Annotated in this window: 19 protein-coding genes; 6 read left to right on the forward strand and 13 right to left on the reverse strand. The window is 69.8% G+C overall.

The features are described from left to right. Window positions 1-10 precede the first annotated feature (10 nt). The 3 genes from ACO06I_RS08760 to ACO06I_RS08770 form a co-directional block, all read right to left on the reverse strand. Entirely contained in the window at window positions 11-760 is a 750-nt protein-coding gene (locus ACO06I_RS08760) for an SDR family oxidoreductase (protein WP_421932195.1), read from the reverse strand. 137 nt (window positions 761-897) lie between these two features. After that, window positions 898-2,022: a dipeptidase gene (locus tag ACO06I_RS08765; protein WP_421932196.1), complete on the reverse strand. Its 1,125-nt coding sequence runs from the start codon at window positions 2,020-2,022 to the stop codon at window positions 898-900. Next, window positions 2,019-3,371, reverse strand: a complete 1,353-nt coding sequence (locus tag ACO06I_RS08770; protein ID WP_421932197.1) for an amidohydrolase family protein — start codon at window positions 3,369-3,371, stop codon at window positions 2,019-2,021. The genes ACO06I_RS08765 and ACO06I_RS08770 overlap by 4 nt, the downstream gene beginning before the upstream one ends. Window positions 3,372-3,455: 84 nt before the next feature. On the opposite strand from ACO06I_RS08770, the gene ACO06I_RS08775 reads away from it, so the two are divergent. After that, entirely contained in the window at window positions 3,456-4,628 is a 1,173-nt protein-coding gene (locus ACO06I_RS08775; protein WP_421932198.1) for a glycosyltransferase family protein, read from the forward strand. Here the strand turns inward: ACO06I_RS08775 and ACO06I_RS08780 are convergent. The 3 genes from ACO06I_RS08780 to ACO06I_RS08790 are packed head-to-tail and all read right to left on the reverse strand — an operon-like array spanning window position 4,612 to window position 7,291. Further along, window positions 4,612-5,319, reverse strand: coding sequence for a glycosyltransferase family 2 protein (locus tag ACO06I_RS08780; protein ID WP_421932199.1), 708 nt, complete (start codon window positions 5,317-5,319; stop codon window positions 4,612-4,614). The genes ACO06I_RS08775 and ACO06I_RS08780 overlap by 17 nt on opposite strands. Beyond that, a complete protein-coding gene (locus ACO06I_RS08785) occupies window positions 5,316-6,911 on the reverse strand; it encodes a hypothetical protein (protein WP_421932200.1) in 1,596 nt (531 codons plus the stop codon). Before ACO06I_RS08785 ends, ACO06I_RS08780 begins: the two co-directional genes overlap by 4 nt. A gap of 5 nt (window positions 6,912-6,916) precedes the next feature. Beyond that, window positions 6,917-7,291 (reverse strand): capsular biosynthesis protein, encoded by a 375-nt coding sequence (locus ACO06I_RS08790; RefSeq protein WP_421932201.1) that lies wholly within the window; start codon window positions 7,289-7,291, stop codon window positions 6,917-6,919. A gap of 107 nt (window positions 7,292-7,398) precedes the next feature. On the opposite strand from ACO06I_RS08790, the gene ACO06I_RS08795 reads away from it, so the two are divergent. After that, entirely contained in the window at window positions 7,399-7,935 is a 537-nt protein-coding gene (locus tag ACO06I_RS08795) for a DUF4142 domain-containing protein (RefSeq protein WP_421932202.1), read from the forward strand. A gap of 4 nt (window positions 7,936-7,939) precedes the next feature. Here ACO06I_RS08795 and ACO06I_RS08800 read toward each other — a convergent pair whose 3' ends face one another. From ACO06I_RS08800 to ACO06I_RS08815, 4 genes are all read right to left on the reverse strand, one after another. Then, a complete protein-coding gene (locus tag ACO06I_RS08800) occupies window positions 7,940-8,383 on the reverse strand; it encodes a DUF2834 domain-containing protein (RefSeq protein WP_421932203.1) in 444 nt (147 codons plus the stop codon). A 65-nt stretch (window positions 8,384-8,448) separates the two neighbouring features. Beyond that, complete coding sequence (locus tag ACO06I_RS08805; RefSeq protein ID WP_421932204.1) at window positions 8,449-9,900, reverse strand: glutamate synthase subunit beta; 1,452 nt, start codon at window positions 9,898-9,900, stop codon at window positions 8,449-8,451. A gap of 23 nt (window positions 9,901-9,923) precedes the next feature. Next, complete coding sequence (gene gltB, locus ACO06I_RS08810; protein WP_421932205.1) at window positions 9,924-14,564, reverse strand: glutamate synthase large subunit; 4,641 nt, start codon at window positions 14,562-14,564, stop codon at window positions 9,924-9,926. Window positions 14,565-14,710: 146 nt separating this feature from the next. Continuing rightward, window positions 14,711-15,856 (reverse strand): L-lactate dehydrogenase, encoded by a 1,146-nt coding sequence (locus ACO06I_RS08815; RefSeq protein WP_421932206.1) that lies wholly within the window; start codon window positions 15,854-15,856, stop codon window positions 14,711-14,713. Window positions 15,857-15,943: 87 nt separating this feature from the next. On the opposite strand from ACO06I_RS08815, the gene ACO06I_RS08820 reads away from it, so the two are divergent. The 4 genes from ACO06I_RS08820 to ACO06I_RS08835 all read left to right on the forward strand — a co-directional run bounded on the left by ACO06I_RS08820 (window position 15,944) and on the right by ACO06I_RS08835 (window position 18,310). Further along, complete coding sequence (locus tag ACO06I_RS08820; protein WP_421932207.1) at window positions 15,944-16,666, forward strand: endonuclease III domain-containing protein; 723 nt, start codon at window positions 15,944-15,946, stop codon at window positions 16,664-16,666. Window positions 16,667-16,698: 32 nt separating this feature from the next. After that, a complete protein-coding gene (locus ACO06I_RS08825) occupies window positions 16,699-17,406 on the forward strand; it encodes a DUF72 domain-containing protein (RefSeq protein ID WP_421932208.1) in 708 nt (235 codons plus the stop codon). 137 nt (window positions 17,407-17,543) lie between these two features. Further along, window positions 17,544-17,864, forward strand: coding sequence for a hypothetical protein (locus ACO06I_RS08830; RefSeq protein WP_421932209.1), 321 nt, complete (start codon window positions 17,544-17,546; stop codon window positions 17,862-17,864). Between the two features lie 71 nt (window positions 17,865-17,935). Then, the gene (locus ACO06I_RS08835) at window positions 17,936-18,310 is read left to right on the forward strand and encodes a VOC family protein (RefSeq protein ID WP_421932210.1); all 375 of its coding nucleotides are present in this window, start codon (window positions 17,936-17,938) and stop codon (window positions 18,308-18,310) included. A 5-nt stretch (window positions 18,311-18,315) separates the two neighbouring features. Here ACO06I_RS08835 and ACO06I_RS08840 read toward each other — a convergent pair whose 3' ends face one another. The 3 genes from ACO06I_RS08840 to ACO06I_RS08850 all read right to left on the reverse strand — a co-directional run bounded on the left by ACO06I_RS08840 (window position 18,316) and on the right by ACO06I_RS08850 (window position 21,619). Beyond that, window positions 18,316-18,996 (reverse strand): cytochrome b/b6 domain-containing protein, encoded by a 681-nt coding sequence (locus ACO06I_RS08840; protein WP_421932211.1) that lies wholly within the window; start codon window positions 18,994-18,996, stop codon window positions 18,316-18,318. Between the two features lie 6 nt (window positions 18,997-19,002). Continuing rightward, window positions 19,003-19,482 carry a c-type cytochrome gene (locus ACO06I_RS08845; protein WP_304698965.1) on the reverse strand — a complete coding sequence of 160 codons (480 nt, stop codon included), beginning with the start codon at window positions 19,480-19,482 and terminating at the stop codon, window positions 19,003-19,005. Window positions 19,483-19,597: 115 nt separating this feature from the next. After that, window positions 19,598-21,619, reverse strand: a complete 2,022-nt coding sequence (locus ACO06I_RS08850) for an AsmA family protein (RefSeq protein WP_421932212.1) — start codon at window positions 21,617-21,619, stop codon at window positions 19,598-19,600. Window positions 21,620-21,652: the final 33 nt, after the last annotated feature.

The following is a 21,652-nucleotide window of genomic DNA, read 5'->3' on the forward strand; positions in this document are numbered from 1 at the left end:
CCGCGGCCGATCAGGCGGGCAGCTCGCGCAGCCAGTCCTCGAGGGAGACCTTGCCCAGGCGCGGATGGTCGCCCGGTGTCAGCGACCGGTCGTCCAGCACGGCCCCGAAGTAGAGCGCGGCCGGATCGGCGATGATCCTGCGCGTGTCGTGCCGGGCGTCGAGGTAGCGGCGGGCGAAAGCGTCCAGGCCGAGGGCCTCCGGTCCGGCGATCTCCACCATGGCGTTGCGCGGCTCGGAGAGGGCGATCTCCACCAGGGCGGCGGCCACGTCGTCGGCGGCGACCGGCTGGACCTTCGCCGATGACAGATGCGCCGTGTCGCCCACCGTCCCCGACTGGATGATGCCGACGACGAAGGGGAAGAACTGGGTGGAGCGCAGGATGGTGTAGGGAACCGGCGAGGTTTCGATCAGCCGCTCCTGGGCCAGCTTGGCGCGGAAATAGCCGCTGGCCTGCAGGCGCTCGGTCCCCACCACCGAGAGGGCGACGTGATGGGCCACCCCGGCCGCCTGCTCGGCGGCCAGCAGGTTTCGCCCTGAGGTCTGGAAGAAGTCCAGGGCCGCGGCGTCCTCGAAGGAGGGCGAATTGGCCACGTCGATCACCACCTGGGCGCCGGCCAGGGCCTGGGCCAGCCCTTCGCCAGTGAGGGTGTTGACCCCGGTGTTGGGGGCGGCCGCCAGGGCCTCGTGACCCAGGGCCTGCAGCTTGGCGACGACCTTGGAGCCGATCAGGCCGGTTCCGCCGATGACGACGATCTTCATATCGGTGTTCCCATCGCGTCCGGCTCAGGCCCTGGGGAAGTCCAAGGGCCAGGCGGACGTTCGGGAGTGAGACGAGATGACGGAACGCGAAGTGACACGACCGGCGGAATTAATCTTCGAGAGGCCCCAGGGCGTGCCTAGCCCCACACCCGCCTTGCGTAGTCCACGAAGTTGCTCCCCAGCACCTTGTCGATCACCCGCGGCCTGATCCCGCGGGCGGCCAGCAGGCCCGCCAGCCTGCGGAACTGGTCCACGCCGCGCAGGTCCACCACGAAGGGATAGGTGTCGGCCCGTTCGCCCTTGGCGCCGATGCCGGCGGCCTGGCGCTCGGCGATCTCCTTCTCCAGGGCGCCCTGATAGGCGGCCAGGTCGTCGATGGTGGTGATCGAGCCATCGGTGCCGAGGCCGACATGGTCCTCGCCGCAGACCTTCAGGGCGTGCTCGATATGGGCGACCACGTCGACGGCCTTCGGGTGGCCGTCCAGGGTCAGGAAAGGCATGAAGTAGATCCCCACGAAGCCCCCCCGCTCGGCCACGCCCCGCAGCTCGGCGTCGGTCTTGTTGCGCGGCAGGTCGGTGAGCGCCCGGCAGCCGGTGTGGTTGATGGAGATCGGGACCTTGGAGGCGGCGATGGCGTCCAGGCAGGTGCGCTCGCCCGAGTGGGAAAGGTCCACCATCACCCTGGCTTCGTTCAGCTTGGCCACCACCCTGCGGCCCTGCTCGGTCAGGCCGCGATTGGCCGGCGCCATCGCGCCGTCGCCGAGGCTGTTCTCCGGGTTGTAGGTGAGCTGGATGACGCGCACGCCGCGGGCGGCGAACTCGTCCACCCGCTCCAGGTGGTCGCCCACCTGGACGGCGTTCTGGAAGCCGTAGATCAGCCCCACCTTGCCGCTGGCCTTGGCCCTGGCGAAGTCGGCCGCCTTGGTGATCTTCATCAGGTCGGCGGGATGGGCGGCGAGGATGGCGTCCCAGGCGTCGAGGCTGCGAAGCGTCTCCGCATAGGGATCGCCGGGGCCGAAGACGTAGCCGAGCGTCGTGTTCACCGCCGTCAGGCCCGAGGCCTTGGCGTCGGCGATGGAGCGGGCGTCGAAGTCGGCCTCCATGGGCGGCGGCGGGCCCGTGCGGCCGATGGCGCGGTTCGGATTGATCAGGCCGCCGAGCGCATTGACGATGATCGGGTCGCCGGCCGCCATCGCGGGGCGGAAGGCCGTGGCGGCCAGGGCGGCGGCCCCGAGGCCGAGAGTCCTGCGGCGCGAGATCATTGGGGCTCCTTGCGCGCCGCGGCGTCGCTCTGGGGGTCGTAGTCGGCGCGGGGGTAATCGACCCCGCGCTTGACGGTGAGGACCACGGTCCGCAGGGCCTTGATGTCGGCGCTGGGGTCCTTGGCCACGAAGACCAAGTTGGCGAGCTTGCCCGGCGCCAGGGTCCCGAAGTCGGGGTCCTTGGTCACCGCCAGCGCCCCGCCCAGGGTGGCCGCCGAGATGGCCTGCAGCGGCGTGAAGCCCGCCCTGGCCACCAGCAGCTCCAGTTCGTCGTGCAGGCCCGGATAGGCGTCGTCGGGCTCGGAGAATCCGTCGGTGCCGGCGGAGATGGTGACGCCGGCGCGCAGGGCCTGGTGGGTCAGCCTGGCGGCCAGGTCGGCGGTGCAGTAGGGCTTGGGGCCCTTGGGATTGGCGGCGGCGCGCGCGTCCAGGCCGGCATAGACCAGCACCGTGGCGTCCAGCACCGTCCCCTGCCGCTTCATCTGGGAAAACAGCTTGGTCATCAACGGGTTGTCGCCGTTCATGAAGGCGGAATAGTCGACGGGCGCGCGGTTGTGATAGGCGCGCGGCAGGGCCTTGGAGGCCTGGTAGGCCAGCATGCAGACATGGCTCACGGCGTCGACCTGGGCGTCCAGCACCTGCTGCGGACTGGCCGGGAAGACCGCCCCGTGGGCCCAGACCGGCACGCCCTGGCGGTGGGCCTCGGCGGTGATGGCCTTGACCCGCTCGCCGGGCAGGTCGGCATAGATCTTGATGGCCGAGGCGCCCGTGCCGCGGGCCAGGGCCACGGCGACCTTCAGGTCGGTCCTGGCCTCGATGGCCTGCATCCAGGGAGCATGACCGGCCACGGCGCCGGCGGTGACGGCGTGGGTGCGGGGATCGTCGAAGAACTCGGGCCCCGCCATCAGGGCGGCGTAGTAGATGTCCGGCCCCGGGATCGCCCCGATCCTCGTCTCCCGCGCCAGATCCCCCACCAGCCGCAGATCGTCGGCCATGTCGCGGACGCCGGTGATCCCGCCATAGAGGTCGCGCTTCAGCTGGGCCTGGGCGAAGGCGCGGACCGGCGGGGTGGCCAGGTGCTCGTGGCTGTTGATCAGGCCCGGCAGGGCGTAGAGGCCCTCGACGTCCACCACCTTGGTGTCGGGCGGCAGCTTCAAGGCCAGCTGGGTGGCGTCCCAGACCTTCTCGATCCGGTCGCCCTTCACCAGGATGCTCATGTGGGGCCTGGGACCGGCGCCAGTCCCGTCGATGACGCTGGCGCCGCGATAGACGACATAGGGCAGCTCGGCGGCCTGGGCGGCGAGGGCGGCGAGGGAGAGGCCGGCGGCGAGGAGGAGCTTGGCGATCATGCCCTCGACATAGCCCCAGGTCGCGATTTGGGGCGAGCGCGGAATCGGCGGACTCTGCCGACCTTGGGATTGTGAGGGGTTCGCGTGCGGTTCGTCCTGTTCAAAGGCCAGTCGCAGTACGGATCGCTGCGGCTGCACATCGACCAGCTGGCCGCCGCCCTCGCCGGGCTGGGGCACGAGGCGGCGGTCATCGACCTCACCGCCCCCGAGGCGGTGGAGAAGGTCAACGCCAGCTTCGCCGCCCCGGCCGACTGCTATTTCGGGATCAGCGGCATCGGGGCCGAGATCCAGGTCGGGAACGCCTCGGTCTACGACGCCATCGGGGCCACCTACGCCTCGCTCTATGTCGATCATCCGATCCACCACACCCAGCGGCTCTCGGTTCCGATCCGCAAGAAGGTGGGGCTGTTCCTCGACCGCAGCCACGTCCAGTTCATGACCGCCTGGTCCAAGGGCCGGGGCTTCGCGCAGCTCGCCTTCCTGCCGCCGGGCGCCAACCAGATCGACGAGCCCCTGGAGACCACCGACGGCGCCTTCCTGGCCCGCGACATCCCGCTGCTGTTCACCGGCACCTATCGCGGCGAACCCCTCGCCCCCTGGCGCGACGAACCCCCCAGCATCGGCCGCGACGCGGTGGAGGAGATCGCCCAGCGGATGGCCGCCGACGGCAAGCTCGCGGTGCTGGACGCCCTGAAGGCGGTGATCGCCCGCCTGGGCGGGGAGCTGACCCCGGACCTGTTCGAGGAGTTCCTGCCCCTGCTGCAGGCCCCGCAGTTCTACGCCGAGGCCCACCACCGCAACGCCCTGCTCAACACCCTGGGCCAGGCGGGCACGCCGATCCACATCTACGGCAATGGCTGGGAGCCGCTGCTGGAGCGCTACAGGTCCTTCGTCTATGGCGGGGCCGGCAGCTTCGAGGAGACCCTGCATCTGCTGCGGCGGACGAGGCTGGTGCTGAACTCCAACAACGGCTTCGTGGCCGGCGGGCACGAGCGGGTCTTCACCGCCATGTGCGGCGGCGCGGCGGTGATCTCCGACGAGAACCGCTACTATGCCGAGGCCTTCAAGCCCGGCCGCGAGATGGCGGTCTATGCCTGGGACAAGCTCGACCGGGTTCCGGGCCAGATCGCCGCCCTGCTGGAGGACCAGGACGCCCTGGCCGCCCTCGCACGGGCAGGCGCCAAGCGGGCGCTGTCCGAACACACCTGGACCGCGCGGGCGGCCAAGCTCGTCAAGATCGTCAAGCAAGCCGGATAAGGCCCTGATATTCCTGCGGGGTTCCGCAGAAGATCACCTCGTCGCGCCCGATCCGGTGATAGCCGATCCGCGCGCCGCGGCCGATCAGGTGATTGTAGAGCGGGGCGACATAGAGCTCCCTGGCCTGGGGCGCGAGCCGCTCGGCGGCCAGGGCGGCGCGGAAATCCCCGGCGCGGGCGAAGTGGTAGAGGCCGGTGCAGCAGAGGTTGGAGATCGGCCGCTTCTCGGCGGTCTCCAGGGCCAGGGGCGCGTCGCCGGGCGCGGGCCGGACATAGGACCAGTTGTCCCCCTCGCCAACGAACACCTCCAGCCAGCCGTCCAGGGCCTCGTACCAGGGCCCCGGGAAGGCGAAGCCCGGGCGGAAGGTGTCGATGTTGAAGATGGTCAGGGGCGTGGCGTCGCCCTCGCCGGCCAGCCCCAGCTCCACCGTCTCGGCCTGGCCCGCCGTGGGGCCCGGCAAGGCGACGACCCTGACCTCCCTCACCCCGAGGCGGCGAGCCTCTTCCCGAACGAACTCAAGGGCCTCTGCCGCCACGATGAACAGGAAGGGGTGGGTTTCGAACTGGCCGCGGAAACTCTCCACCGCATGGGCGAAGACGCTGACGCCATTGAGGTCCAGCCGATATTTCGGCTCACCGTAGCCGGCGTCGAAGAACCGCTGCGAGCGGCCGGCCATGGGGATGACGATCACGCCGCCTCGAGCTCCGCATAGAGCCGCAGGGCGTTGGCCACGAAGGCCTCTTGCCGGTCGGGCCGGTCGGCGTGCAGGGGGATCATGGACAGGAACAGGCTGACCATGATGGCGCGCACCTCAGCTGACAGCCCCGCCACCCCATCGACGCGCAGATCGGCGAGGCCGGCCTCCAGCCAGGGCTGGCAGGCGATCTCCTCGAAGGCGATGGCGTAGTCGGACCCCTCGACGGTGACCGCGCAGCGGCCGGCGATGATCTGGTCGTAACGGCCGACGATGGAATGGGCGAGCTTGGCCAGGTCGTAGCGCAGATCGCCATAGATGGTGGGCCTGTCCCCCACCAGGCCGCGGGGATCGATGGCTTTGATGCGCCGCACCCGGCTGTCGTAGAGGATGTTCGAGAAGCAGAAGTCGCCGTGCAGGATGGAGTCCGGCCGCCCGGCGTCCAGGCCATAGGCCGGGACAAGGGCCTCGCTGATGGCCCGCAGGGACGGCATGGGCTTGCCCGAGAGCGACAGGGGCTGGTCGATGTCGAACCCCGACTGGCTGGCGAAGGCCTCCAGCCGCGCGGGGGTCTTGTCGGCCACCAGCAGCCGGAGCGCCGCGTCGCCGGAGCCCGGGCCCTTGTGGGCGGCGCAGGCGGTCAGGAAATCGGCGCAGGAGGCCAGGATGCGCAGCCAGGGCTTGCGCCCCACCGCCCCGTGCACGAACAGCTCGGAGAGCACCGGCAGGTACTCGTACTCGGTCTCGTAGAAGACCCGGCCCTCCTCGGCCCCGAAGCCCAGCAGGCGGCCGCAATAGACCTGGACGGCAGGCGGCGCCTCCTGCAGCCAGTGGGTCTCGGCCCAGATCTTGGCCTGGTCGGCGCTGGACTTGCGCGCCGTCAGGCCGTCGATGCGCACGGTGTTGAAGGCCCGCGCCGTGGTCACCGCCAGCCGCGACTGGAAGAAGGTCTGCAGGTGGCCGAAGTCGAGCCAGCCCTGGGCCGGGACCAGACGCACCGCGTGCTCGGCCAGGTAATGGTTCACGCCCTCGATGAAGTCGCCGCGCATCCGGGTCAGCGACCGCAGCAGGTCCAGGCCCGAGGCGAAGGCGAAATAGCCGGTGGCGACGGGCCAGCCCTCGTGGCCATCCTCGCCGGCGGCGCTGTTGACCAGGGACAGGACCCGGCGGCCCTCCCCGATCTCCATCTCGGCCCAGGCGTATTCGTTGCCGCGCTGGCCCCCGACGATCAGGTCGGCCGCCTCCAGGGGTGGATCGGAGATCAGGGTGTCGCCGTGCAGGATGTGGACGGGCCCGTCCCCCGCCCCGATGGCGTTGAGCGCATAGACCACCGCCTCCCCCAGCTTCAGGCCCTCGGGGATGGGGACGATCTCCACCCCCAGGGCGGCCAGGCGGTCGCTGTCGTAGGGCGAGACCGCGTGGGCCTCGGGCAGCACCAGGTGGACGGCGCCGTGTCCGCCGACCGCGGCCAGCTGCAGTTCGTAGAGCTTCTGCACCCCCACCGGCAGCATCGACGGCGGCAGGGGGCCGAACTCGGCGGCCAGTTCCTGGCCCACCACCGCCCCGGACATGATCAGGCGGACGGTCATCGGCCTCAGGCCTCCGCGGCGATCAGGGCCGCGATCTCGTCGAGGGACAGGGTCAGGAACTCCGAGGGCCGCACGGCGCGGTCGTCGATGTAGAAGCCCTCGGTTCCGCACCAGGGCTTGCCCACATGCACCTCGTCATAGGGCACCTGGTGGCGGGCCAGCCAGTCGAGGATGACCGGCAGGGTGTTGGCGTTGATCAGGCCGATCTGGCCGCCATAGGTGCGCATGTTCCGCGCGCTGGCGATGATGATGGAGAACCCCTGCTCGCGGTACTCGCGCAGGCGGGCGATCACCGGCAGGTTGGGCTCGCGCTCGGCATAGGTCCGCGACGGATCGTCGAGCGCGATGGTGCCGTCGAGATCGAAGACCAGCCGTTTCATGGGTCAGATGTAGGACGATTCGAGCCCCGACCCCGCGCGCCGCCGGAACCTCGCGGCCCGGCGCCGGTTTGCCCCTTCAGTTCACGTTCCGAACGGAAGGAAACCCCATGCGTGCCTCGTTCGTCGCCGCGGCCTCGATCGCCGCCCTCGCCGCCGCCTCCCCGAGCCTCGCCCAGCCCAGCCTGGGCCCGGCCGATCGTCCCGCCCCCACCCCCACCGACGCCGCGTCCTACGTGGACGAAGCCTTCGCCGCCGACGCCTTCGAGGTCACCGCCAGCCGGCTGGCCCTGGCGCGCTCGCGCAACCCGGCCGTCCGCGAACTGGCCCAGCGCATGATCGACGACGCGGAGATGACCACCAACGCCCTGCTCACCGCCGCCGAGACCGCCAATGTGCCGCCGCCCACCTCGCCGTCCGGAGACATGACCAAGGGGGCGCAGATGGACGCCCTGACCCAGACCACCGGCCGTGACTTCGACGACACCTACCTGGCCCAGCAACGCCGCTCCCAGCAGGAGGCGCTGGCCCTGCACCAGCGCTACGCCGCCGAGGGCGACAACGACATCCTGCGGGACTACGCGGTGGATACGGCCGCCCGCGTGGCCGATCAGCTCGACGCGGTGAACAACCTGCCGGGGCGGTAGGGCCTCAGCCCGCAGGCGCCTTGAGGACGAAGGCGCACAGCCCGACGACCAGGATGGCCAGGCCCCCCAGGCCGACGCCGTCCAGCAGGCCCGGCCGGCCCTCGATCTCGGGGGCCGCGCCGGACTTCAGTTCGCGGGCGGCCATGAATAGCGGCAGGGTGACGCTGATCGCCACCAGCAATCCGCCGATCACATAGGCCCAGACGAAGGGGATGCGCCGCCGCCGTCCCTCGAACACCATCCAGACCGCCGCGGCGTAGAGCACGAGGGCGATGTCGAAGGTCACCGACCGGCTGGCGGGATTGACCGCCGCGTCCCGCAGGAAGGCCGGAAACGCAGACAGGCCGCCGCCGCCGCCGAAATAGGCGAGGTTCTGGCTCCAGGTCAGGACCAGGGCGATGACCGCCAACAGTCCATAGACCGCCGCCAACTGCCGGTTCTGTCTCACGCCGCGCCCTCCCCGGATGGATCACCCACCGCAGAGCTTGGCGCCTCGCGCCGAGTCTGGCGACCTCAGCGCGGCAGCTTGCTCGCCCCCATCAGGAAGGCGTCCACCGCCTGGGCGCACTGGCGGCCCTCGCGGATGGCCCAGACCACCAGGGACTGGCCCCGGCGCATGTCGCCGCAGGAGAAGATGTTGGGCGTGGTGGTCTTGTAGTCGGTCACCGGCGCCTTGACCGCGCCGCGGGCGTCGAACTCCACGCCGGCCTGCTCGGTGAAGGCGTTGTGGCGCGGCGAGACGAAGCCCATGGCCAGCAGGACGAGGTCGGCCTTGATCTGGAAGGTGCTGCCCTCGACTTCCTTCAGCGCCTGACGGCCGTCAGGACCCGGCGCCCATTCCATGCGCACGCATTCCAGGGCCTCGACCTTGCCGTTGGAGCCGATGGCGCGCTTGGTGGCCACGGCGAAGTCGCGCTCGCAGCCCTCTTCATGGCTCGACGAGGTGCGCAGCTTCATGGGCCAGTCGGGCCAGGTCATGAACTTGTTCTCCCGGGCCGGCGGCTCGGGCATGATTTCGAACTGGGTCACCGAGGCCGCGCCGTGGCGGTTGGAGGTGCCGATGCAGTCGGAGCCGGTGTCGCCGCCGCCGATCACCACCACATGCTTGCCGGTGGCCGAGATCGCGCCGGTCGGCGCGGCGCGCAGTTCGTCGTCGCCGGCGTTGCGCTTGTTCTGCTGGACCAGGAAGTCCATGGCGAAATGGATGCCGTCCAGCTCGCGGCCGGGGACCTCCAGGTCGCGGGGATTCTCGGCCCCGCCGGCCATCACCAGCACGTCGTAGTCGTCCAGCAGCCGCTGGACCGAGACGGTGACGCCGATCTCCATATTGGTGCGGAAGATGACGCCTTCGGCCTCCATCTGCGCCACGCGGCGGTCGATGAGGTGCTTCTCCATCTTGAAGTCGGGGATGCCGTAGCGGAGCAGGCCGCCGATGCGGTCGCTCTTCTCGAACACCGTCGGCGCGTGGCCGGCGCGGGCCAGCTGCTGGGCGCAGGCCAGGCCCGCGGGGCCGGAGCCCACCACGGCGACCCGCTTGCCGGTGCCGCGCGGCGACATCTGCGGTGTGATCCAGCCCTCTTCCCATCCCTTGTCGACGATGGCGCACTCGATGGTCTTGATGGTCACCGGGCTGTCGATGATGTTCAGGGTGCAGGACGCCTCGCAGGGGGCGGGGCAGATGCGGCCGGTGAACTCCGGGAAGTTGTTGGTGGACTGGAGGTTCTCCAGCGCCGTCTTCCACTGGTCGCGATAGACCAGGTTGTTGAAGTCCGGGATCTGGTTATTGACCGGACAGCCGGTGTGGCAGAACGGAATCCCGCAATCCATGCAGCGCGCAGCCTGCTTGTTCAGGGTCTCCTGCGGCAGCGGATGGACGAATTCCTTCCAGGTGCGAAGGCGGTCCTGCGGCCTCTCATAGCCGCGATCCTGGCGCTCGATCTCCAGGAAGCCGGTGGGCTTGCCCATGGGTCTACTCCGACTCTGAAATGCTATTCGGCGGCGACGGCGGCGGCCGCCAGCCGTTCGGCGGCCATGTCCGTGAGCGCCCGGCGGTAGTCCTTGGGCATGACCTTCACGAAGGAGGTCAGGCAGGTGTCCCAGTTCTCCAGGATCTCCCGGGCCCGGGCGCTGCCCGTATAGAGCAGGTGCCGCTCCACCAGGATCTTCAGTCGCTCGGCGTCGAAGGCCAGCATGTCGCCCATGCCGTTGTTCTCCACCGAGATCGAGCGCTGGCTCGGACGGCCGGGATCATCGGCGCCGCCGCTGGCGGGCGCGACCTTCTCGATGTCCACCATGGCGGTGTTGCACAGCGGGGTGAACCGGCCCTTGGGGTCGTAGACATAGGCGATGCCGCCGGACATGCCGGCCGCGAAGTTGCGCCCGGTGTCACCCAGCACCACCACCACGCCGCCGGTCATGTACTCACAGCCGTGATCGCCCGTGCCCTCCACCACCGTGACGGCGCCGGAGTTGCGGACGGCGAAGCGTTCGCCGGCCACGCCCTGGAAATAGGCCTCCCCGGCGATGGCGCCGTAGAGGACCGTATTGCCGACGATGATGTTCTGGGTCGGGTCGCGGGTGGATTCCTTGGGCTGGCGCACGACCACCCGCCCCCCCGACAGGCCCTTGCCCACATAGTCGTTGCCGTCGCCGATCAGCTCCAGGCTGACCCCGCGCGCGGCGAAGGCGCCGAAGCTCTGGCCCGCCGCCCCGTGGAAGGTGAGCGAGATGGTGTCCTCCGGCAGGCCGGCGTGGCCATAGGCGCGGGCCACCTCGCCCGAGAGCATGGCGCCCACGGTGCGGTTGATGTTCTTGATCGGGTACTCGCCGCGCATCGGGGTGCGGTTGGCGAGCGCGTCCTTGGCGTCGGCGATCAGGGTGTTGTCCAGGGCCTTCTCCAGGCCGTGGTCCTGGCGGTCCATGTTCCAGAGACCCTTCTGGCCCTCGGGACGCACGGCGTGCAGCAGCTTGGACAGGTCCACGCCGCCGGCCTTCCAGTGGTCGACGGCCTCACGCATGTCCAGGCGCTCCACCTGGCCGATCATCTCGTTCATCGTGGCGAAGCCGAGCTGGGCCATGATCTCGCGCAGCTCTTCGGCGACGAAGAAGAAGTAGTTGATGACGTGCTCGGGCTGGCCGGTGAACCGGGCCCGCAGGATCGGGTCCTGGGTCGCCACCCCCACCGGACAGGTGTTCAGGTGGCACTTGCGCATCATGATACAGCCGGCCGCGATCAGCGGCGCGGTGGCGAAACCGAACTCGTCGGCCCCCAGCAGGGCGGCCACGGCCACGTCGCGGCCGGTGCGCAGGCCGCCGTCGGCCTGAACCGCCACGCGGGTGCGCAGGCCGTTCAGCAGCAGGGTCTGCTGGGTCTCGGCCAGGCCGATCTCCCAGGGGGAGCCGGCGTGGGTGAGCGAGGTCAGCGGCGAGGCGCCTGTGCCGCCCTCGAAGCCCGAGATGGTGATGTGGTCGGCGCGCGCCTTGGCCACACCCGCCGCCACCGTGCCGACGCCGACTTCCGAGACCAGCTTCACGGAGATGCGGGCCTTGGAGTTGGCGTTCTTCAGGTCGTGGATGAGCTGGGCCAGGTCCTCGATGGAATAGATGTCGTGGTGCGGCGGCGGCGAGATCAGGCCGACGCCCGGCGTGGAATGCCGGACCCGGGCGATGTTGGCGTCCACCTTGTGGCCGGGCAGCTGGCCGCCCTCCCCGGGCTTGGCGCCCTGGGCCATCTTGATCTGGATGTCGTCGGCGTTGACCAGGTACTCGGTGGTCACCCCGAAGCGGCCCGAGGCCACCTGCTTGATGGCCGAGCGCATGGAGTCGCCGTTGGGCAGAGGCTTGAAGCGGTCGGACTCCTCGCCGCCCTCCCCGGTGTTCGACTTGCCGCCGATCCGGTTCATGGCCATGGCCAGGGTCGTGTGGGCCTCGCGGCTGATGGAGCCGAAGCTCATGGCGCCGGTGGCGAAGCGCTTGACGATTTCGCTGGCCGGCTCGACCTCGTCGAGGGAAAGCGGCGTCTCGGCGAACTTGAAGCGCATCAGGCCGCGGATGGTCAGCAGGCGCTGGGACTGTTCGTTGATGCCGGCGGCGAAGGCCTTGTACTCGTCGGGCAGGTTGCCGCGCACGGCGTGCTGCAGCTTGCTGACGGTCTCCGGGGTCCAGGCGTGCTCCTCGCCGCGCAGGCGGAAGGCGTAGGCCCCGCCGACGTCGAGCTGGGTCGCGTAGATCGGGTTGTCGCCATAGGCGTCGCGGTGGCGGCGCACGGCCTCCTCGGCGATCTGGTAGAGGCCGATGCCCTCGATCGTGGTGGCGGTGCCGGTGAAGTACTGCTCGATCACCGTGGAGTTCAGGCCCACGGCGTCGAAGATCTGGGCGCCGCAGTAGGACTGGTAGGTGGAGATGCCCATCTTGGACATCACCTTCAGCACGCCCTTGCCGACCGCCTTGATGTAGTTCTTGCGCACGTCGTAGGCCGAGAGCGCGTAGCCGTTCTGGACCCGGAGGTTTTCCAGGGTCTCGAAGGCCAGGTAGGGGTTCACCGCCTCGGCCCCGTAGCCGGCCAGGACGCAGAAGTGGTGCACCTCGCGGGCTTCGCCGGTCTCGATGACCAGGCCGGTCTGCATGCGCAGACCCTGACGGATCAGGTGGTGGTGCACGGCCGCCGTGGCCAGGGCCGCGGGGATGGCGATGCGGTCCGGCGAGGTGGCCCGATCCGAGAGGATCAGGATGTTCATGTCGGCCAGGACGTTGTCGGTGGCCTCGCGGCACAGGCGGTCGAGCGCCCGCTCCAGGCCCGCCGGGCCCTCCTCGGCCGCCCAGGTGGCGTCCAGGGTGGCGGTGCGGAAGGCGCCGTCCAGCAGCTCGCTGATGGCGCGGATCTTGGCCAGGTCCTCATTGGTGAGGATGGGCTGGGAGACCTCCAGGCGCTTGTGGGTGCCGGCCTGCCGGCCCAGCAGGTTCGGGCGCGGGCCGATCATCGACACCAGGCTCATCACCAGCTCTTCCCGGATCGGGTCGATGGGCGGGTTGGTGACCTGGGCGAAGTTCTGCTTGAAGTAGTCGTAGAGCAGCTTCGGGCGCTTCGACAGCACCGCGATGGGGATGTCCTGGCCCATCGAGCCGATCGGGTCGTCCCCCGTCTGGGCCATGGGCTCCAGGAAGAACTGCAGGTCCTCCTGGGTGTAGCCGAAGGCCTGCTGGCGATCGAGCAGCTGGCTGGGGTCATTGCCCAGCAGGGCCTCGGCCGGCGGGGCCTCGGGCAGGTCCTCCAGCTTGAACTGGGTCTGGGCCAGCCAGTCGGCATAGGGCTCGGCGTCGGCGAGGGAGGCCTTGATCTCCTCGTCCTCGATGATCCGGCCTTCCTCCATGTCGATCAGCAGCATCTTGCCCGGCTGCAGGCGCCACTTGCGCACCACCCGCTCCTCGGGAACGACGAGCACGCCGACCTCCGAGGCCATGATCACATGGTCCTGATCGGTGATGACGAAGCGGGCCGGACGCAGGCCGTTGCGGTCCAGGGTGGCGCCGATCTGGCGGCCGTCGGTGAAGGCCACGGCGGCGGGGCCGTCCCACGGCTCCATCAGGGCGGCGTGGTACTCGTAGAAGGCCTTGCGCTTGGGATCCATCAGCGGATTGCCGGCCCAGGCCTCCGGGATGAGCATCATCACGGCGTGGGCCAGCGGATAGCCGCCGGCCACCAGCAGCTCCAGGGCGTTGTCCAGGCAGGCGGTGTCGGACTGGCCGTGCGGGATCAGCGGCCACATCTTGTTGAGGTCGGGACCCAGCAGGTCCGACTCCAGGGTGCGGCGGCGCGCGTTCATCCAGTTCACGTTGCCGCGAACCGTGTTGATCTCGCCGTTGTGGGCGATGAACCGGTAGGGGTGGGCCAGTTTCCAGGACGGGAAGGTGTTGGTGGAGAACCGCTGGTGCACCAGGGCGAGCGCCGACTCCGTCAGCGGGTTGGCGAGGTCGGTGTAGAAGGTGCCGACCTGGCCGGCCAGCAGCAGGCCCTTATAGACCACCGTCCGCGTCGAGAAGGACGGCAGGTAGAGCTGGGTCAGGCCCGGCAGGTTCTTCTTCACCGCCAGCTCGGCGAGCGGGTTCTGCAGCTGCTTGCGGATGGTCAGCAGCTTCCGCTCGAAGGCGTCCTGGTCCTTGGTCCCCGGGCCGCGGCCGACGATGGCCTGACGGATCACCGGCATCTCGGCCAGCACGGCCTCGCCCAGGCCGGTTGTGTCGACGGGCACGTCGCGCCAGGCGATGAAGACCTGACCCTCGACCTTCAGGAAGTGCTCGAACTGGCTGACCGCCACGGCGCGGGCGGCGTCGTCCTGCGGCATGAAGCACATGGCCACGGCGTAGTCGCCGGGCGCCGGCAGGGTGACGCCTTCCTTGCCGGCCCAGTCGCGCAGCAGGGCGTCGGGCATCTGAATCAGAATCCCGGCCCCGTCGCCCACCAGGGGATCAGCGCCGACGGCGCCGCGGTGGTCGAGGTTGATCAGGATTTCCAGACCAGCAGTCACGACCTCATGCGATTTGCGGCCTTTGATATTGGCCACAAACCCCACACCGCACGCATCGTGTTCATTGCGCGGGTCGTACAGACCTTGCCGTTCCGGAGCTCCCATGCGGGTCCCTCATTCTCATACAGGCATGCGTTACAGGCATGCGGCAGCACGGCCGAACCCGACCGTGAAACGTACGTTCGGGCGGCCATTAGCGGCAAGAACGACCCTTGTCGATGGGTCTGAACCTGCGGATTTGAAAAGTTTTTCTACAGCGCGGCGTCCAACAGGGATTTGTCCGCGTCCCGAGCGTTGCGACAGCCGGTCAGCACCATGGCCGTGGCCAGCTCGCTCTTCAGGGTTCCCAGCATGCGGGCGACCATCTTCTCGCCGCCGGCGCCCAGGGCGTAGGCCCAGGCCCGGCCGACGAAGCAGGCCTTGGCGCCGAGCGCCAGCGCCTTGAGCACGTCGAGACCCGAGCGCACCCCACCGTCCAGATAGACCTCCAGGTCGCTCCCGACGGCGTCCACCACCGCCGGCAGGGCCGAGATCGAGGAGCGCACGCCGTCGAGCTGGCGGCCGCCATGGTTCGACACCACAAGGCCTTGCGCGCCAGCCGACCGGGCGTCGCGGGCGTCCTCCGGATCGAGAATCCCCTTGATGACGATGGGGCCGTCCCAGGTCTTGCGCACCCAGTCGAGGTCGGCCCAGGTCACCGAGCGGTCGAAGTTCCTGGCGATCCAGCTCAGGAAGTCGGTGACCGAGCCCGCCTTGGGGACGGCGCCGGCGACGCTTCCCAGGCTGTGGGGGCGGCCGTGCAGCCAGACGTCCCACAGCCAGTCGGGATGGGTCACCCCCTGCCAGGCGGTGTTCAGGGCGCCGGAGATTCCGCTCGATCCGGTGAAGCCCGAGCGGACATCACGATAGCGCGAGCCCGGCAGCGGCAGGTCGACGGTGAACACCAGGACCGGGCAGCCGGCCGCCTTGGCCCGCGCCAGCAGCTGCGCCATGTAGCCACGGTCCTTGAGCATGTAGAGCTGGAACCAGGGGGCGGTTCCCGAGGCGGCCACCTCCTCCACCGAACAGACTCCCACGGTGGACAGGCAGAAGGGCACGCCCGCCGCGGCGGCGGCCTTGGCGGCCTGGACCTCGCCGCGGCGGCCGTACATGCCGGCCATGCCCACCGGCGACAGGCCCAGCGGCATGGACAGTCTCTGGCCCAGGGTCTCGATGCTCATGTCCAGCTGGCTCATGTCGCGCATCACCCGCTGGCGCAGGGCCAGCGCCTCGATGTCGGCCACGTTCCGCCCCAGGGTGACCTCGGCGTAAGAGCCACCGTCGATATATTCGAAGAACATCTTCGGCAGGCGGCGGCGCGCCAGTTCGCGATAGTCGGAGACCGAAGCCGGGGTCATGGCCGCCCTTCCCGTGGATGCTGCGATCCTTCGTAGGGCGCGGCGCGGCCCTTTACAAATGTTCTACTTTTGTTCTAGCGTGACGGTATGCAGATTCGTCTCGCCCTCCCGTCAGACCTGCCCCCCACGCGCGATCGGCTGCGCACCGTGTTCGGCCCCCAGCGGCCGGAACACCGGATGGATCCGGTCTCCCAGCTCATCAAGGCCATGCTGGGCGCCCGCACCTATGACGAGGTGACCTGGGCCGCCTTCGTCAGGCTGCGGTCGGCGTTTCCGGACTGGGCGGCCCTGGTGCATGCGACCCAGCAGGATCTCGAACCCCTGATCGATCCGGTGACCTTCGCCGACCAGAAGGCCCGCCAGCTGCCGATCCTGGTCCGGGTGATCCTGCTCAAGCGCGGCGAGCTCAGCCTCGACTTCCTGGCCGCCGAGCCGGTGGACGAAGCCCTGGCCTGGCTGATGCGCCTACCCGGGGTGGGGGTGAAGGCCGCCGCCGCGGTGCTGAACTTCTCCACCCTCAACCAGCGGGCCCTGGTGGTCGACACCCACGTCCACCGCGTGGCGCGGCGCCTGGGCCTCACTGCCCGCGGCGGCGACCTGCGGGAGGCCTATGACAGCCTGATGGACCAGGTCCCCGCCGACTGGGGGCCGGAACAGGTCTTCGAACTGCACTGGCTGCTCAAGCCCCACGGCCAGTCCATCTGCACCCATTTCGACCCCGCCTGCGGCCTCTGCGCCCTGAAGGACGCCTGCCCCCGGGTCGGCGTGGCCGGGGACCAGGAAAGCCGGATCATCGCCTTCGACGCCTAGCAACCGCTCCGGCGACTGCGCGCTCAGTCCTCATGGACAGGATCGGCACGGCGGGATGGAGCATTCCCCGCAGTTCGGCGGCGCACTTCCCGACCGAAGGGACCGGACTGGAGCGCTACGCCGCCGTCCTGCCGGCGGTCGAGATCAACACCACCTTCTACCGCTCCCATAGGCCGGCCATCTTCGAACGGTGGGCCGCGGCCACCCCGGCGGACTTCCGGTTCGCGGTGAAGGCGCCCAAGACCATCACCCACGAGCGGCGGCTGACGGACGCCGAGGACCTGGCGCGCGTCTTCCTCGAACAGGTTTCGCCGCTGGGCGACAAGCTCGGACCGGTACTGATTCAACTTCGTCCCAGCCTGTCGTTCACCCCGGAGGCGGCGGCGTTCGTGGCGGGCTGGCCTCGGCTGCACGACGGCCTGACCGCCCTGGAGGCGCGGCACGCCACCTGGTTCACCGAAGATGTCTCGGGGCGGCTGGCCGACGCCCGCATCGCCCGGGTCGCGGCCGACCCCGCCGTGGTCCCCGAGGCGTCAGCCCCCGGCGGCTGGCCCGGCCTGACCTACATCCGCCTGCACGGGTCGCCGCGCATGTACTCGTCGCCCTACTCCACCGAGCAGATCGCCGCCGTCGCCCGAACCCTTGCAGCGCGCGCGCCCGGGACCGAAGGCTGGGGCATCTTCGACAACACCATGCACGGGGCCGCTGCGGCCAACGCCCTGACCCTGATGGCGCTCTGAGACGCCGACATTCGCGGTTGGGCTTTCATCCGGCGCGGCGCATCTGCTATTGCCGCGCGCCTGCGCCGTTGGAGCCGGGCGCGAGCCGGGCTAGTTTCGGCGTGAGACACCGCCTTGCGGATTCTGAGGAGCTATTGATGACCGTCCAACGTCCCTGGGCCCTGATGCGCCACCACGCCGGCTGGGCTGATGTCTTCCACATCGACAGCGAGAGCACGGACTCCATCACCGGCTTCTATCCCGACCGCGAGACGGTGGGCCCGCCGGTGACCTACAGCGTGCGCGCCATCCTCGCCCGGTTCGAGACCATGGAGGCCGCCCGCGCCGCCCGCGAGGGCGCTGTGCTGGAGTGGCGCAAACACGACGCCGCCGTCCGCGAGGCCGAGGCCACCCTGCGCGAGGCCGAAAAGGCCCGCGAGGACGCCTGGCTCAAGTGCCTGAAGGGCGCGGCGGCCTGAGCCCCAGGGCGCGGTTGCGGGTTCCGCGCCGCGCCCCTACATCCCGCGCAAGCTTGGCCGGGAGCAAAGACATGTTCGATCACCTGTCCGTGGGCGTCCGCGACCTTGTCGCCGCGCGCCGCTTCTACGACGCCTTCTTCGCCCCGCTGGGCTGCGCCAACACCTGGGCGGCCGAGGCCGAGCTGGCATATGGTCCCGGCCAGAGCCGGCAGTTCTATCTCTATCCGGTGGACGGCGCCCAGGTGGCGGGCCTGGGAACCCACATCGCCTTCTCGGCCGGCAGCCGCCAGGCGGTGGACCAGGCCTATGAGGCGGCCCTGGCCCAGGGCGCCCGCGTGGTGCGGCCCGCCGGCGCGCACCCCGACATCGCGCCGGACTATTACGGCGCGGTCCTGCTCGATCCCGACGGCAACAAGCTCGAGATCGTCGCCGACACCATGCACTGAGGCCTCTACAGCTTCGGCAGCTTCAGCCCGCGGGCGATGAGCCAGGCGACGCCCACGGCGATCACCACCCCCAGCACGAAGCGCCAGACCGGGGCGAACTTGAGGGTCGGGGCCGGACCGATGAACCGGCGCTTGCCGGTGATCATGGCGGTCACCAGGTTCTGCCGCTTCCACAGGGCGTAGAAGGCGATGGCCGCCAGGTGCAGCACCACCAGGCCCTGCAGCACCCGGAAGCTCAGCTCGTGCCATTCCGAGGCCAGGCGGCCGGTGTCGAAGTCCACCATGTAGGACAGCGGCCCGGAATTGATCCCGTCGATGTCGGTGGCGAACAGGCCGAGACCCGCCTGGACGATCATCACCAGCAGCAGGGCCACGACGCTGACCGCCCCGACGGGGCTATGGCCGACCAGGTCGGCGGCCGTGCGCTTGCCCATGGTCTTGAGGTAGCCGACCGTGGCGCCCGGCCCCTTCACGAACTGGGAGAACCTCGCGGTCTCCCCGCCGAAGAAGCCCCAATAGAGCCGGAACACCAGCAGGCCGATCACCCCGTAGCCGGAGAGCGTGTGGATCTGCATCTGCTGGCCGCCGCTCAGCCAGGCCGTGAGGATCAGCGCCACCAGGGACCAGTGGGTGATCCGGGTCGGCAGGTCCCAGAGCTTGGTCGGCGCCGCGGGCGTCTCGCTCATGAGCGCTTAGGACTTCACGCGGAAGGGCGTGTGGCAGGTCCCGCAGGCGCCGCCGGTGGCCTTCACCTGGGCCTTGATGGCGTCGATGTTCCCGCCCTTGGCGATGGTCTCCAGCTTGGCGGCCTCCACCTGCAGGCCCTTGGCGGCGGCGGCGAACTTGGCCGGGTCGGTCCAGATCTCGGGCTTGGCGGCGGTCTTGAAGCCGGCCTCGGGACCGCTGCCCTTCGGGAACCACTTGGGAATGTGGTGCGACCAATCCTTCACGATCTTGGCCTGGGCGGCGATCAGCTTGGCGTCGGGGGCGTCGGTCTTGAGGTTGTCGTTGATGGTCTTGAAGGCGCCGCCCATCGCCTTCAGACCCTTCTGGCGCTCGGCGATCACCTTTTCGGCCGACACCGCGGCCACCGCCGCTCCGCTCACCGCGGCCAAGCTCAGCGCGACGCCGAGGACGAGGCCCAGCGGGCGTTTGGTGTGACGTGCCGACATGGGGAGACCTCTTCGAAGCTGAAAACCTGAGCCGCGACATTGCAGGGCGTCCCGACGCGGCGTCAATCGCGGGTTGGTTTCAGCGGGGCGCCGCTTTGTCACCGCCGTGAAATGATCAGCGGGCCGCGCTCTTGACGGGCGCCCCGTCGCGGCCGGCCTCCGCGATCAGAGCGCCGCAAGAGGCATCCTTGGCCAGGCCCGGATCCACGAAGGGCAGCAGCACGGCCAGCGGATTGATCACGCTGGCGAGGACCGCGGCGACCCCGCCCTGGGTGATGACCCTGCCGGTCTCGATGCCGACCTTGGGAGCGAGGATCGGCCCCTTGACGGTGATCGGCGACAGCAGGCGCACCAGGCGAAGCTCCTTGGAATGCCCCTGGATGCGGAAATCAAGCCGCTCGGTGTCCAGGTTGAGGGTCCCCCGCCCGGTGGCCAGGACCGGCTTGGTGTCGAAGACAATGCGGTCGGCGGTCAGGACGCCACCCTTCGCCTGGAAGTGGGCCACGCCGCAGCGGATCGGCACGGCGCTCTGGTCCTTGGCGTACAGCAGGCCCAGGCCCTTGGTGACATTGATGCCCAGCAGCTCGGCGAAGGCCTGGCGGATCTCGCCCCCCGGCACCACCGCCAGCACCTCGCCGTCGGCGTTGGCCGCCGCCCGGTGCACCGAATTGCCTGTCCCCTTCAGCTTGATGCGGCCGACGAAGCTGCCGGTCAGGGGCTGGCCCTTGATGGGGATGAGCTGTTCCAGCCGGGCGTTGGACAGGCGGATGTCGACGTCGGTCACCGGCACGGGGCCGCGGGCGTTGAGGTGCGCAAGGCCGGAGATCTTGCCCTGGGGCAGGTCCAGCATCAGCGGGTTGGCGGTCAGCAGGCCGTGGTCCAGCCTCACGGTCACGTCGGCGCCACGCAGGGGCAGGACCGCGTCGTGGATCGAGGTCGCCCGATAGCGCACGTCGGCGTCCAGGGAGCGGATGCGCTCGACGTTCAGGGTGGAGTCCGGCAACAGGCGGCGCTGAGCGGCCATCTGTTGGCCCATGGCCTTCTGCTCGGCCGACACCGTCTCGCCGGCCTTGCGGGAGGGGACGCCGCCGAAGATCGCCGCCAGGTCGTCGAAATCGAGGCTCTTGGTCCTCAGGTCGGCCTTCAGATAGGGCCGATCCTCGCCGGTCTGGACCGAGATGGAGCCAGCCAGGTCGCTGTCGCCCACCCGACCCCCCAGGCCGTCGATCCGGTAGAGATGCTCGTCCCGCGACAGCCGGCCGCTCAGCCGGTAGGGCGGGGTGTTGGGCAGGGCGACGCCGGTGAGGTCGTAGAGGTCGGCCAGGTCCGGGCCCTGGGCGGTGGTGTTCATGTAGAACTGGCCCAGGTCGAAGGGCTTGGGAATCGCGCCCTTAGCCGTGACCCGGGTGGCGCCCGACCGGATGTCGGCGTCGAAGGGATAGGGCTTGTCCGGATCGACATTGAGTAGGGGGCCGCCCTGGACCCGCAGCAGGAACCTGTTTCCGTTCAGCGATCCGTCGCCGCTCAGCAGGAAGCCACGGCCGGCCTGGCCCATCTTCTCGGTGGCGTTCACCTCGCCGTTCAGCATCAGGCGCCGCTTCTGGTCGACGATCCGCAGATGGCCGTCATTGATCACGAAGCGCCGGATCGGCGGCAGGCGGAAGGCGGTCTTGCTCTTCTTGCCGTTGGAGAAGTCCCAGGTCGCGCGGCCCTGGCGGTCGCGGAGCAGATTCACCTTCGGCTGGTCGAGCTGCAGGTTGAGCAGCACCAGCTGGCCCCGCAGCAGGGGCAGGAGCTTGATCTTCAGGTCGAGCCTGGCGATCTCGGCCGTCTGTCCGGGACCGGCCCACTTGGGGTTGCCGATACGGATTCCTTCCGCCCTGGCGGTGGGCTGCCAGGAGAAGGCGTGGACCTTGAGGTCCCCCGCCAGCACGATCTCGCGGCCGGTGCGCGCCGAGGCGAAGCGGCCGATGGGGCCGCGCAGATAGTTCCAGTCGAACAGAATCAGGAACAGGGCGATGGCGACCACCAGGACGCCGACGATCCCGCCGGTCCAGGCCAGGGCCCGATTGCTGGGGCGCTTGAACCGGGTCTCGCGCAGCCGTGTCCGCGCCCGGTCCCAACGCGGGCGTACCACGCCACGCGCCCGGCGCAGGCTCGCGGCCGCCCG

Origin of the sequence: Phenylobacterium sp. (assembly GCF_965229015.1) — a bacterium.
Taxonomy (GTDB): Bacteria; Pseudomonadota; Alphaproteobacteria; order Caulobacterales; family Caulobacteraceae; genus Phenylobacterium.